Source organism: Abyssibius alkaniclasticus (assembly GCF_020447305.1).
In the GTDB taxonomy this organism is placed as follows: Bacteria; Pseudomonadota; Alphaproteobacteria; order Rhodobacterales; family Rhodobacteraceae; genus Abyssibius; species Abyssibius alkaniclasticus.
Map to the genome: position 1 here is coordinate 2,752,426 of NZ_CP095732.1, position 11,597 is coordinate 2,764,022.

At 60.5% G+C, this 11,597-nt stretch carries 12 protein-coding genes; 3 read left to right on the forward strand and 9 right to left on the reverse strand.

The features are described from left to right. Positions 1–47 precede the first annotated feature (47 nt). Entirely contained in the window at positions 48–443 is a 396-nt protein-coding gene (locus tag LGT41_RS13695) for a DUF4174 domain-containing protein (protein ID WP_274127469.1), read from the forward strand. A 4-nt stretch (positions 444–447) separates the two neighbouring features. Here LGT41_RS13695 and LGT41_RS13700 read toward each other — a convergent pair whose 3' ends face one another. From LGT41_RS13700 to LGT41_RS13720, 5 genes are all read right to left on the reverse strand, one after another. Beyond that, the gene (locus LGT41_RS13700; RefSeq protein ID WP_274127470.1) at positions 448–2,448 is read right to left on the reverse strand and encodes an acetyl-CoA carboxylase biotin carboxylase subunit; all 2,001 of its coding nucleotides are present in this window, start codon (positions 2,446–2,448) and stop codon (positions 448–450) included. A gap of 114 nt (positions 2,449–2,562) precedes the next feature. Continuing rightward, on the reverse strand, positions 2,563–2,757 hold the full coding sequence (locus LGT41_RS13705) for a hypothetical protein (RefSeq protein WP_274127471.1): 195 nt from the start codon (positions 2,755–2,757) through the stop codon (positions 2,563–2,565). 105 nt (positions 2,758–2,862) lie between these two features. Beyond that, positions 2,863–3,204, reverse strand: coding sequence for a hypothetical protein (locus LGT41_RS13710; RefSeq protein WP_274127472.1), 342 nt, complete (start codon positions 3,202–3,204; stop codon positions 2,863–2,865). Beyond that, positions 3,201–3,737 carry a hypothetical protein gene (locus tag LGT41_RS13715; RefSeq protein ID WP_274127473.1) on the reverse strand — a complete coding sequence of 179 codons (537 nt, stop codon included), beginning with the start codon at positions 3,735–3,737 and terminating at the stop codon, positions 3,201–3,203. Before LGT41_RS13715 ends, LGT41_RS13710 begins: the two co-directional genes overlap by 4 nt. A gap of 10 nt (positions 3,738–3,747) precedes the next feature. Continuing rightward, positions 3,748–5,280: an acyl-CoA carboxylase subunit beta gene (locus tag LGT41_RS13720; protein WP_274127474.1), complete on the reverse strand. Its 1,533-nt coding sequence runs from the start codon at positions 5,278–5,280 to the stop codon at positions 3,748–3,750. A gap of 147 nt (positions 5,281–5,427) precedes the next feature. On the opposite strand from LGT41_RS13720, the gene LGT41_RS13725 reads away from it, so the two are divergent. Further along, on the forward strand, positions 5,428–6,831 hold the full coding sequence (locus LGT41_RS13725; RefSeq protein ID WP_274127475.1) for a helix-turn-helix domain-containing protein: 1,404 nt from the start codon (positions 5,428–5,430) through the stop codon (positions 6,829–6,831). 148 nt (positions 6,832–6,979) lie between these two features. Next, entirely contained in the window at positions 6,980–7,315 is a 336-nt protein-coding gene (locus tag LGT41_RS13730) for a hypothetical protein (RefSeq protein WP_274127476.1), read from the forward strand. A gap of 68 nt (positions 7,316–7,383) precedes the next feature. Here the strand turns inward: LGT41_RS13730 and LGT41_RS13735 are convergent, their stop codons facing one another. The 4 genes from LGT41_RS13735 to LGT41_RS13750 all read right to left on the reverse strand — a co-directional run bounded on the left by LGT41_RS13735 (position 7,384) and on the right by LGT41_RS13750 (position 11,486). Continuing rightward, positions 7,384–8,136 carry a YebC/PmpR family DNA-binding transcriptional regulator gene (locus LGT41_RS13735; RefSeq protein WP_274127477.1) on the reverse strand — a complete coding sequence of 251 codons (753 nt, stop codon included), beginning with the start codon at positions 8,134–8,136 and terminating at the stop codon, positions 7,384–7,386. Positions 8,137–8,224: 88 nt separating this feature from the next. After that, positions 8,225–10,003, reverse strand: coding sequence for an SLC13 family permease (locus LGT41_RS13740; RefSeq protein WP_274129735.1), 1,779 nt, complete (start codon positions 10,001–10,003; stop codon positions 8,225–8,227). Positions 10,004–10,067: 64 nt separating this feature from the next. Continuing rightward, positions 10,068–10,877, reverse strand: a complete 810-nt coding sequence (locus LGT41_RS13745) for a TIGR00282 family metallophosphoesterase (protein ID WP_274127478.1) — start codon at positions 10,875–10,877, stop codon at positions 10,068–10,070. Positions 10,878–10,886: 9 nt separating this feature from the next. After that, positions 10,887–11,486 carry a 5-formyltetrahydrofolate cyclo-ligase gene (locus LGT41_RS13750; RefSeq protein WP_274127479.1) on the reverse strand — a complete coding sequence of 200 codons (600 nt, stop codon included), beginning with the start codon at positions 11,484–11,486 and terminating at the stop codon, positions 10,887–10,889. Positions 11,487–11,597: the final 111 nt, after the last annotated feature.

Here is an 11,597-nt window from a genome sequence, read left to right on the forward strand (position 1 = left end):
GGCAATTACGCGCAAAGCGCCTATCTTCCTTACAAAAGGAATCGTCTATGCGCCGTGTATTTTTGTTCTGCTTTCTTGTGCTGGCCGGTTTGGCCAATCTGGGTGCCAAGGCTGGCCCGCTTGATGAATATACCTGGGTAAACCGCGTGATCGTGGTTTTTGCCGATAGCGCGCTGGACCCGCGCTTCACCCAGCAAATGACCATGCTTGCCGAAGACCCGGAATCGCTTGAAAACCGCGACATGGTGGTCATTACCGACCTGGAGCCGGGCAGCGAATTGCGCACGCGTTTGCGCCCGCGCGGCTTTTCCATTGTGCTGATAGACAAGGATGACAGTGTCATTCTGCGCCGCCCTTCGCCGCTTAGCGTGCGCGAAATTGCCCGCCATATCGACAAAACCCCATCGCGGATTGACGAATTGGCCGCTGGGGCGCCGCGGTAGCGCATCATTCAAACTCCATGATCACATCATCAACGGCCAGCGATTCACCGGGCTTGGCGTTGATTTTGGCAATCTTGCCCTTCTTTTCGGCGCGCAGCACGTTTTCCATTTTCATGGCCTCGACCGTGCATAGCACCTGACCATCCTGCACCTCGTCGCCCACAGCCACGGCGATGGAAACGACCAGCCCTGGCATGGGGCAGAGCAGCAGGCGCGATGTGTCGGGCGCCTGTTTTTCAAGCATATGCCTGGACAGCTCGAAAATCCGTGGTGTGCGCACATGCACCACCAGATCGGCCCCGCGGTGGCGCAGCCTAAAGCCCGTCGCGCTCTGGCTGACCTTGGCCACAAGCCGCGCGCCATCAATGCGCAAATCGGCCAGGCTTTGCCCCGGTGTCCAGTCCGACATCACGCGGTGGCGCACGCCATCGGCAAATTCCACGTCCGAACCATCATGATCGGCGCGGATGCTGACGCTGAAATCATGCCCGCCGAGCGAAATGACCCAGTCGGTGCCGACACGGCGCTCGTGGTTGTTCATCCGCCCCGAAACCCGCGCCTGGCGAATTTCGCTGACGCGGTGCATGGCGGCCGTTGCGGCCGCCAGCCTTTTCAGCGTGGCATCGGGCAGGGTCGCACCCTCAAACCCGTCGGGATATTCCTCTTCGATAAAGGCGGTGGTGATATTGCCCGACATGAAGCGTTCATGGTCCATGACGGCGGACAGGAAGGGAATGTTATGGCCAATGCCTTCAACCTCGAACTCGTCCAGTGCCTCGCGCATGGCCACAATCGCCGCCGTTCGGTCGGGTGCCCATGTGCAAAGCTTGGCGACCATCGGGTCGTAGAACATGGAAATTTCACCCCCCTCAAACACGCCGGTATCATTGCGCACCACGCGCTTTTCGCTGGCCATTTCGGCGGGTGGGCGGTAGCGGGTCAGCCGCCCGATCGAGGGCAGAAAGCCGCGATACGGGTCTTCTGCGTAAAGCCGGCTTTCAATCGCCCAGCCATTGATGCCGATATCGTCTTGCGTCAGCGTCAGCGTCTCGCCCGCCGCCACGCGGATCATCTGTTCAACCAAATCTATGCCGGTAATCAGCTCGGTCACAGGGTGTTCAACCTGCAAGCGGGTGTTCATTTCCAGAAAATAGAAATTCCGCGCGCCATCAACGATGAACTCTACCGTGCCGGCGCTGCAATAATTCACCGCCCGCGCCAGCGCGACGGCCTGCTCGCCCATTGCCTTGCGCGTGGCAGCATCCAGAAACGGGCTTGGGGCTTCTTCAATCACCTTCTGGTTTCGCCGCTGGATCGAGCATTCGCGCTCGTTCAGCCACAGGATATTGCCATGCGTGTCACCCAGCACCTGAATTTCGATATGCCGGGGCTGGGTGACGAATTTCTCGATGAAAATACGGTCATCGCCAAAGCTGGCGGCGGCCTCGTTCTTTGAGCTTTGGAACCCCTCGCGCGCCTCTTGGTCATTCCAGGCAATGCGCATCCCCTTGCCGCCACCGCCGGCGCTGGCTTTCAGCATGACCGGATAGCCGATTTCGGCAGCTATTTTCACCGCCTCATCGGCATCGGCGATCAGCCCCATATGGCCCGGCACGGTTGAAACCCCCGCCTCTGCCGCCAGCTTTTTCGAGGTGATCTTGTCGCCCATAGCCTCGATAGCGCCCGAAGGCGGGCCGATAAACGCAACACCCGCCGCTTCCAGCGCCTCGGCAAATTTCATGTTTTCCGACAGAAACCCGTAACCCGGATGCACCGCCTCCGCCCCAGTCTGGCGCACGGCGTCCATGATCTTGTCGATCACGATGTAGCTTTGATTGGCGGGGGACGGGCCGATATGCACCGCCTCATCCGCCATTTTCACATGCAGCGCGTGGCGGTCGGCATCGGAATAAACGGCCACGGTCTTGATGCCGAGTTTCTGCGCCGATTTGATAACCCGGCAGGCAATTTCACCACGATTGGCGATCAGGATTTTCTTGAACATGTAGCCTCGCAATTGCCGTAAATCCGGGGTTTGGAAACGAAAACGGGGGCATGACGCGGCTGCGCCATACCCCCGATAATTGACAATGCGCGCAGCTTCAGCTGCGCAAATTGCCTAGCAGATGTTGTTGGTCTGGTAGCAATATGCCCCACCAACCGCACCAATGGCAGCGCCCGTAACCGGGTTGCCGCCAACCGCAGCCGCACCAACTGCGCCAACACCAGCGCCCGCCAAGGCGCTTTCGCCAAGCGTGTTGCAGCCGGCCAAAAACAAGCCGGTAAAGGCCAGGACGATGAATTTTGAACGCATGGATAGTCTCCCAATAGGTTTGCGCCCCCAGAATACGCCGCAAAGTTGCGTCCTGCTAGTAATGTTTTCATATGGGCGTGATTATGCCGATTTTTCATGGCCAACCTATTTGAACAATTCCGGAAAAGCCGCTTCGGCGGCAGCCAGATCAACGCGCAACCGCGCCTCGTAACTGGCCGGATCGAACGGGTCATCGGCGGGCAGAACCTCGCGGCCCAGCAGCCATGAAAGCCGCCCGGCATCCAGATTGCCGCGCTCAAACGGTTCCGCGCCAAAATGATCGATCAGCGAGGCCAGAAACCAGCGATCTGCCTCCAGGTCCTTGCCCTTGCGGTGTTTGAACCGCTCGCGCGCCTTGAGCGGTGTCACCACCTTGGCAGCCCGGCGTATGGTAAACTGAAAATCCGACCCCGGCAGCCGCCCCGGAAAACCACGATGCTTGATCATTGGCCCGCACCTTCCTGAATTTGGTTGAGATGGCGCAACAAGGCCGCGGCTTCCGGCTCGGTCTTATAGGGGTCCAGCACTTCAACAGCGCGCGCCAAGTCACCGCGCTGCATAAGAATTTGCGCATAGTCGACCTGCACGAATTTCCGGTCGGCATCTGGCATTGCGGCCAATGCCTCGGCATATAGCCCGTCAACCACGGCCGCATCATCGCCGCGTAGATGGGTGGCAATCATCAGCCCATAGGCAAGGCCGGGGTTGGTGGGGTCGATCAGCCAGGCCTGGTTGAAACGGCGCACGGCGTCTTCGGCATTGGCCGCGCCAATTGCCGCCCAGGCCATGCCCGCCCAACGCTGGCCTGCGGCAACCGCATCGCCATCATGGGCAGACAGGGCGCGCTCGATCAGAACACGGTCGGCGGCAAGCTGCGTCTGGGTCTTTTCCATACCTCGATAGAAGGGCGGCACGGCCATGTCTTGCGCAAGGCTCGCCGTGGCGAACGCCAAAAAGACAAATGTAAGAATAATACGCATTATCAGGCCTTTATAGTGGAATGTTATCGTGCTTCTTCCACGGGTTTTTCTGCTGTTTGCCGCGCAGGCTGGCAAAGGCCCGCGCCACACGGCGGCGGGTGGAATGCGGCATGATCACCTCGTCGATAAAGCCTTTTTCGGCGGCCACAAACGGGTTGGCAAAGCGTGCCTCATAATCCTTGGTGCGCGCCGCTATTTTTTCGGCGTCGCCCAATTCGCTGCGATAGAGAATTTCCACAGCGCCCTTGGCCCCCATCACGGCAATTTCAGCCGTGGGCCAGGCATAGTTGAAATCGCCGCGCAAATGCTTGGAGGCCATCACATCATAGGCCCCGCCATAGGCTTTGCGCGTGATCAGCGTGACCTTCGGCACGGTCGCCTCGCCATAGGCAAACAGAAGCTTCGCGCCATGCTTGATAACCCCGCCATATTCCTGGCTGGTGCCGGGCAGAAAGCCGGGCACATCGACCAGCGTCAGAATCGGAATTTCAAACGCATCGCAAAAGCGCACGAAACGCGCGGCCTTGCGGCTACTGTCAATATCCAGACACCCGGCCAGCACCATCGGCTGGTTGGCGACCACGCCCACGGTCTGCCCCTCGAGCCGCACAAATCCGGTGATGATATTCTTGGCAAAAGCGCCCTGAATTTCGTAAAAATCGCCCTCATCCGCCAGTTTCAGGATCAACTCCTTCATGTCATAAGGCGTGTTGGCATTGTCGGGGATCATCGTATCCAGGCTGGCATCCACCCGGCCCGGATCATCAAAGAACGGGCGAACGGGCGGCTTCTGGCGGTTGTTCAGCGGCAGAAAATCGATCAACCGGCGGGTTTCCATCAGCAATTCCAGATCGTTCTCAAAGGCCGCATCGGCCACGGATGATTTGGTTGTATGCGTCTTGGCCCCGCCCAGCTCTTCGGCTGTAACCACCTCATTCGTAACGGTTTTTACAACATCGGGGCCGGTAACGAACATGTAGGAGGAATCGCGCACCATGAAAATAAAGTCGGTCATTGCCGGCGAATATACCGCGCCGCCCGCGCATGGCCCCATGATCAGGCTGATCTGCGGCACCACGCCGCTGGCCATGATGTTGCGCTGAAACACCTCGGCATAGCCCGCAAGCGATGCAACCCCTTCCTGGATACGCGCACCGCCGCTGTCGTTCATGCCGATCACGGGCGCGCCATTCTGCATTGCCATATCCATGATCTTGCAGATTTTCTGCGCGTGGGTTTCAGAAAGCGAGCCGCCAAGCACCGTGAAATCCTGGCTGAAAACATAGACCTGGCGGCCATTGACCGTGCCCCAGCCCGTGATGACACCATCACCGGGAATGCGGTTTTGCGCCATGCCGAAATCGGTGCAGCGATGGGCGACGAACATGTCGAATTCTTCAAAACTGCCCTCATCGAGCAGCACTTCGATGCGTTCGCGCGCCGTGAGCTTGCCTTTGGCATGTTGCGCATCAATGCGCGCCTGCCCGCCACCAAGCCTGGCTTCGGCGCGCCGGGCTTCAACCTCGTGTAGAATTGCGTTCATCTTGCCCCCCGTTTCGGCCCGCAAATGGCCGATTTGTGACAATTTAACGAAATGCTGCGCGCGCGAACAGTCGTAATCGGTATATTTGCAAATTTGCTTGCAAAGGTTTTCTGCAAACTGCAATATTGCAAACATCCGAGAGGCATTATGGCGGGTCAAAAGCTTTATGCAGGCGCAAAGCTGCGCGAATTGCGGCACCGTTTGGGGCTGACGCAGAAGGATTTTGCGCGCGCCCTGGGGGTGTCGCTGCCCTATCTCAACCAGATGGAAAACAACCACCGCCCCATTTCGGCAGGCGTTGTGCTGGCTTTGGCGCGCGAATATGCGCTGGATGTGACCGAACTTTCGCTGGGCGAAGGGGATCGCATGGTTGCCGATATGCGCGAGGCTTTGGCCGACCCGCTGTTTGACGACCCGCCCCCGCTGGCCGATTTGCAGCTTGCCGCCACCAATGCCCCGCGCCTTGCCCGCGCCTTTCTGGCCCTGCACCGCGCGCATCGTCAGCAGCAAGACCGGCTGGCCCTGCTGGATGAGGCAATGGGCCGTGATGAGGCCGCCGCCGGCCAGCAACCCTGGGAAGAGGTGCGCGACTTCTTTCATTATTGTGACAATTACATCGACGCGGTCGACCGTGCCGCCGAAGGCTTTGCGCGGCGTGCGGGGCTTGGTGGGGCCGAGACTGCGCGCGGCCTGGCTGACTGGCTGCAGGACCACCATAAAATTACCCTGCATAAAAGCCCGAAATCTCCGCTGCGCCGGCTTGACAAGGCCGCTGCTGTGCTAAGCCTGTCATCGCACGCCAGCCCGGCCACGCAGGCTTTTCAAACCTGCCACCAGATCGCCCTGCTCGACCATAACGCGCTGCTGGAAGCCACGCTTGACCTTGCGCGCTTTCGCTCGGATCAGGCGCGCGCCATCGCCAAAATCGGGCTGGCGAATTATTTCGCGGGGGCGGCGCTTATGCCCTATACCCGTTTTCTGGATGCCGCCCAAACGCTGCGCCATGATCTGGAACTGCTGGCCGAAAGCTTTGGCGTTTCGCTTGAACAGGTCGCGCACCGGCTTTCAACCCTGCAACGCCCCGGCGCCAAGGGCGTGCCGTTTTACTTTGTGCGGGTCGACCAGGCGGGCACGATCACCAAGCGCCATTCGGCGGCGCGGTTGCAATTTGCGCGCTTTGGCGGTGCCTGCCCGCTGTGGAACGTTCATCGGGCCTTTGAAACGCCCGCGCAGTTTTTGCGCCAGCTTGCCGAAACGCCCGACGGGCTGCGCTATTTCTGCCTGGCGCGCGATGTCTCCAAATCGGGCGGCAGTTTTCGTGCGCCGATGCGCCGCTACGCCATCGGGCTTGGCTGCGAGGTCGATTTCGCCGGGCAGATCGTTTATGCCGACGATCTTGACCTGAGCAACAGCACCGCGTTTGAACCGATCGGCGTGTCTTGCCGCATATGCCCGCGCAAAACCTGCCATCAGCGCGCCGTGCCACCGCTGCAAGCCCAGCTTGGGGTCGATCATGATGTGCATGACACGCTGCCCTACCAGATCAACTAGCGCGGCGCATTCAAGAAAATATGGCCAAATTATGAAACCAGGCCCATAAAAACACGGGATTTTTCTGACTTTTTCGTCAAGAATCATCTGGACGGAGTCGATTTTTCGTTCAATATTTTGTGATCTTTAGCATTTTTGGAGATTAACGATGTATAAGTTCGCCTTGGCCGCACTGGCCGCTGTAACCCTTTCCGCCTGTGCCGATGAAACGACCAGCTACACAGCCGTTTCGGCCAACCGGGTTATGGATATTGTCAACAATACCAATATGACGATGACGCATTTTTATGCCTCAAACACCTCACAATCCACCTATGCCGACCAGCTTGGCTCGTCCGTCTTGCCGGCCGGTCGCTATATCACCATCAATTTTGATGATGGCACCGGCGCCTGCTGGTTTGACTTCAAGGCACGCTTCTCAAGCGGCCAGGAGCTAAGCGCGCGGGTGAATGTCTGTGTCGAATCGCGCTGGGTTTATAGCTAAACCCCGCAATCTGAACAGCAAAAGGGCCGGAATTTTCCGGCCCTTTTTGTTGGAAAAGCTCAGCGGGCTTAACCCGCCTCTTCCAGTGCCGCTGCAACCTCGTCGGAAATTTCGAAATTCGCGGTGACAGATTGCACATCGTCATCGTCTTCCAGCGTTTCGATCAGCCGCATCAGCTTTTGGGCGGCGTCCAGGTCAACCTCGGTGGTGGTTTGCGGCTTCCAGACCAGCTTGGCGGATTCGCTTTCGCCAAGCGCGGCTTCAAGCGCGGTGGAAACGGTGTTCAGATCATTCGCCTCGCACCAGATCACATGATCGTCCTCGCTGCTTTCCACATCGGCGGCACCGGCCTCGATGGCCGCCATCAGCACCGTGTCGGCATCGCCCACCTCGGCCAGATAGGTCACTTGCCCCATACGGTCGAACATGAAGGATACCGAGCCGGTTTCACCCAGATTGCCGCCTAGCTTGCTGAAGGTCGAGCGCACGCTGGATGCGGTGCGGTTGCGGTTATCGGTCAGCGCCTCGACAATAATCGCAATGCCGGAGGGGCCGTAGCCCTCGTAGCGGATTTCGTCATAAGATTCCGCATCGCCGCCTTGCGATTTCTTGATCGCGCGTTCGATCACATCCTTGGGCACGGAATTGCTTTTGGCCTCTTTCACGGCAAGGCGCAGGCGGGGGTTTTTGTCGGGGTCCGGGTCGCCCATTTTCGCGGCAACGGTAATTTCCTTTGCCAGTTTGGAAAACAGCTTCGAGCGCAGTTTATCCTGCCGCCCCTTGCGGTGCTGGATATTCGCCCATTTTGAATGGCCCGCCATTTTGCCTCCGGTCCTGCCTGAAAATATTTGCGCATATATAGGCGCGCCGGCGGGGGGCCAGCAACCCCCTGCACAGCGAATTCGGGCGCTAAAGCGGCCAGAAAAGCGGGATAAGCAGGCTGGTCAGCACGCCAAGCGACAGGTTGAGCGGAATGCCGATGCGCATGAAGTCGGTGAATTTATAACCGCCGGGCCCGTAAACCAGCGTGTTGGTCTGATAGCCGATCGGCGTTGCAAAACTGGCCGAGGCAGCGATCATCACCGCCACCACCAGCGGGCGCGGATCCACCCCGATGGCCTGGGCCAGAGCAATGGCGATGGGGGTCATGACCACGGCCACGGCATTGTTCGAGACAAGCTCGGTCAGCACCGAGGTCAGCAAGAACACGCTCCATATCACCAGTGACGGGTGCAGGCCCGCAATCCAGGGCGCAAGAGGGTCGACAATCAGCTGAATGGCGCCGCTCTCTTGCAAGGCCGCGCCAATGGCGAGCATGGCGAAGATCAGCGCCAGCAGCCGGCCGTCAATCGCACCGAAGGCTTCGTCGGCATCAATCGCGCGGGTGGCAAAGACCAGTGCCACACCAATGAAGGCCAGCGGCAGCAGCGGGGCAATTTCCAGCGCGGCACCCACAACCACCGCCACCAGAATGCCCAGCACCAGCGGGGCATGGCGGCGGCGATACGAGCGTGCCTCGGGCTTGGCGAGGTCGACAAGGTCCACATCATTGGCCAGGCGCTGGATGTCTTCGGGCGCGCCTTCCAGCAGCAAGGTATCGCCCACGCGCACGATCACATCATCGAGCTGGCGGCCAAGGTTCTGGCTGCGCCGATGCACGGCCAGCGGATAGACCCCATAGCGCCGCCGCAGCCGCAAACTGCCCAGCGAGCGGCCCACAAGCGTGCAGCCGGGCGAGATCAGCGCCTCGACCGTTTCGGTCTTGCGCGACGACAACGTATCGACCATATGCAATTCGCGGCTTTCCTTGAGGCCCATCAGCTCGGCCACATCGGTTTTCAGCACCACTCGGTCGCCCGCCTGCAAGGCAATATCGGGGAAACCGCGGCGCAGCGATTCATCGCCGCGCAGCACGTCGATCACCCGCATCTTGTCACGCTTGAACAGCTCGATCTCCAGCACGCTGTCACCGATCAGGGCCGAATCTTCCGGCACGGCGACCTCTGTGAAAAAAGACATGCGCTTGCGGTCGATCAGGGCATCGGACATCGAAAACCGCTCGGGCAGCAGTTTGGGGCCAAGAATGCGCAGATAGACCACGCCAAAGGCCGCCAGAATGGCCGCCATCGGGGTGAGTTCGAACAGGGTGAACGGGGCCAGCCCCTGGGCACGGGCCACACCGTCGACCAGCAGGTTGGTCGAGGTGCCGATCAATGTGCACATTCCGCCCAGTATGGTGACATATGACAGCGGAATAAGCAGTTTAGAGGCCGAAACATCCATCGAACGCGCCAGCCGCACGGTTATCGGGATCATCAGCACCACAACCGGCGTGTTGTTCATAAAGGCCGAGGCAAACAGCGTAAGCCCGCCCAGAATCGCAATAACCCGCAGCGGGCGGCGGGCGGCTTCGGCAACAAGGCTTGCCGTAAGCCCGTTCAGCAGCCCCGTGCGCACCACCGCGCCAGACAGCACGAACATGGCGGCAATCGTCCAGGGCGCAGGGTTGGACAGCACGCTCAGCAGCGACTCCATGCTCAGAACGCCGGTTACCACCAGCAGGGCCGCGCCAAGCAGGGCAACAACTTCGGCCGGGTAGGATTCGCGCAGGAACATCACAAACATCCCCGCCAGAACGGCAAGGGTAATCGCAGCATCCAAAAGCGGCCAGGTCGTCAGATCGGGCATCATATCCTATGTGTTGCTCTGGGGTGACTGTGGCGCAGGTTTTGTGGCGGCGCAAGGGTGCAGGCTAGGGCGCGCTTTCCTGTAGCAGCCCGCCAAGCCGCACGGGCACGACGCGGCGCGCAATCCCGCCTTCGCCGGTTTCAACATACAGGCCCGACAGGGTGACCGCGCCGCCCGCCGGGGTGAAGCGCCCGTTCACCATGCCGGTGACAAAGCGGCGCATCGGCTCCAGCGGCTCCATGCCTATCACCGAATTATAGTCGCCGCACATGCCCAGATCGGAAATGGCGGCCGTGCCCCTGGGCATGATGCGCGCATCGGCGGTGGGCACATGGGTATGGGTGCCGCACACCATTGTGGCGCGCCCGTCCAGCCAATGCGCCATGCCCATTTTCTCACTCGTGGCTTCGGCATGAAAATCGACAATCACCGCATCGGCGATCTGGCCAAGCGGGGCGGCTTTCAGCGCGGCATCAAGGGCCGAGAACGGGTCGGCAAAGGGGCGTTTCATGAACACCTGGCCAAGCGCCTGGGCGACAAACACCTTTTTGCCGCCTTGCGTGGTGAACAGGCGCGCGCCAACGCCGGGGGCGCTGCGTGCATAGTTCAGCGGGCGGATGATGCGCGGTTCGGCTTCCAGCGCGCTGTTCATGTCGCGCTGGTCGAACGCATGGTCCCCAAGGGTAATGCAATCGGCCCCGGCATCGAGCAGCTCTTTGGCATGTGCCGCCGACAGGCCCATGCCGCCGGTTGCGTTTTCGCCGTTCACGACGATGAAGTCGAGCGCCCAATCGGCGCGCAGCCTTGCAAGCTGTTCGGCCACAGCCGTGCGGCCCGCGCGGCCCATAACATCGCCTAAGAAAAGTAATTTCATGCGCGTGGCTTAATCTGCCGCTGCGGGTTTGGCAAGGTGGCGCCAATAAACCGCGCTTTCGGTGGCCACGGCGTCGAGCGGCTGGTCATGCGCATCATGCGGCAAGGCCAGAGCGCGCTGGCCCTCATAGGCAAGGCCGATGGCCAGCACGGGCTTTGCGGCGCGCAATGCCTGCAAGGACCGGTCGTAAAAGCCGCCCCCATAGCCAAGGCGGTAAAATGCGGCATCAAAGGCGACGAGCGGGCACAGCAGAATATCGGGCGCAAGCCAGGCGCCGCTGGCGGGCACGGCGGCCCCGAACGGGCCATCCTTGAGCGCGCAACCGGGCTGCCACGCGGCAAAGCGCAGCGCCCGCCCCGCGCCCTGAATGACCGGCAGGCAGAGCCTGTGGCCGCGCGCGTGCAGGGCATCCATTGCCGGGCGCGGGTCGATCTCACTGCGAATGGGCAGATAGGCGGAAATGCTGCACGGCGCGTAGCCGGCCAAGGCTGCCAGAACATGCTGCGCAAGATCATGGGCGGCTGCGGGGCTGGCGGCTTTTTGCGCAGCGGCGCGGGCGGCAAAACCGGCTTTGCGGGCGGCGGCCTTGGCCTGTGTCACATCGTCCATCGCATAAATCCTGTGGCGGGCCCGTCCAGACCGTGGCGGCGTTAGATCCTTGAGAGCCTGGTAAACCAGGTGGGCACCAGATGACTAAGGCCAGGGCCGAAGACAGAGCCG

Bases quoted from the DNA above. Each gene is read 5' to 3' on its own strand.
- LGT41_RS13695 (WP_274127469.1), top strand. From the start codon at position 48: ATGCGCCGTGTATTTTTGTTCTGCTTTCTTGTGCTGGCCGGTTTGGCC.
- LGT41_RS13705 (WP_274127471.1), bottom strand. From the start codon at position 2,757: ATGCGTTCAAAATTCATCGTCCTGGCCTTTACCGGCTTGTTTTTGGCC.
- LGT41_RS13715 (WP_274127473.1), bottom strand. From the start codon at position 3,737: ATGCGTATTATTCTTACATTTGTCTTTTTGGCGTTCGCCACGGCGAGC.
- LGT41_RS13710 (WP_274127472.1), bottom strand. From the start codon at position 3,204: ATGATCAAGCATCGTGGTTTTCCGGGGCGGCTGCCGGGGTCGGATTTT.
- LGT41_RS13730 (WP_274127476.1), top strand. From the start codon at position 6,980: ATGTATAAGTTCGCCTTGGCCGCACTGGCCGCTGTAACCCTTTCCGCC.
- LGT41_RS13725 (WP_274127475.1), top strand. From the start codon at position 5,428: ATGGCGGGTCAAAAGCTTTATGCAGGCGCAAAGCTGCGCGAATTGCGG.
- LGT41_RS13740 (WP_274129735.1), bottom strand. From the start codon at position 10,003: ATGCCCGATCTGACGACCTGGCCGCTTTTGGATGCTGCGATTACCCTT.
- LGT41_RS13750 (WP_274127479.1), bottom strand. From the start codon at position 11,486: ATGGACGATGTGACACAGGCCAAGGCCGCCGCCCGCAAAGCCGGTTTT.
- LGT41_RS13700 (WP_274127470.1), bottom strand. From the start codon at position 2,448: ATGTTCAAGAAAATCCTGATCGCCAATCGTGGTGAAATTGCCTGCCGG.
- LGT41_RS13720 (WP_274127474.1), bottom strand. From the start codon at position 5,280: ATGAACGCAATTCTACACGAGGTTGAAGCCCGGCGCGCCGAAGCCAGG.
- LGT41_RS13735 (WP_274127477.1), bottom strand. From the start codon at position 8,136: ATGGCGGGCCATTCAAAATGGGCGAATATCCAGCACCGCAAGGGGCGG.
- LGT41_RS13745 (WP_274127478.1), bottom strand. From the start codon at position 10,877: ATGAAATTACTTTTCTTAGGCGATGTTATGGGCCGCGCGGGCCGCACG.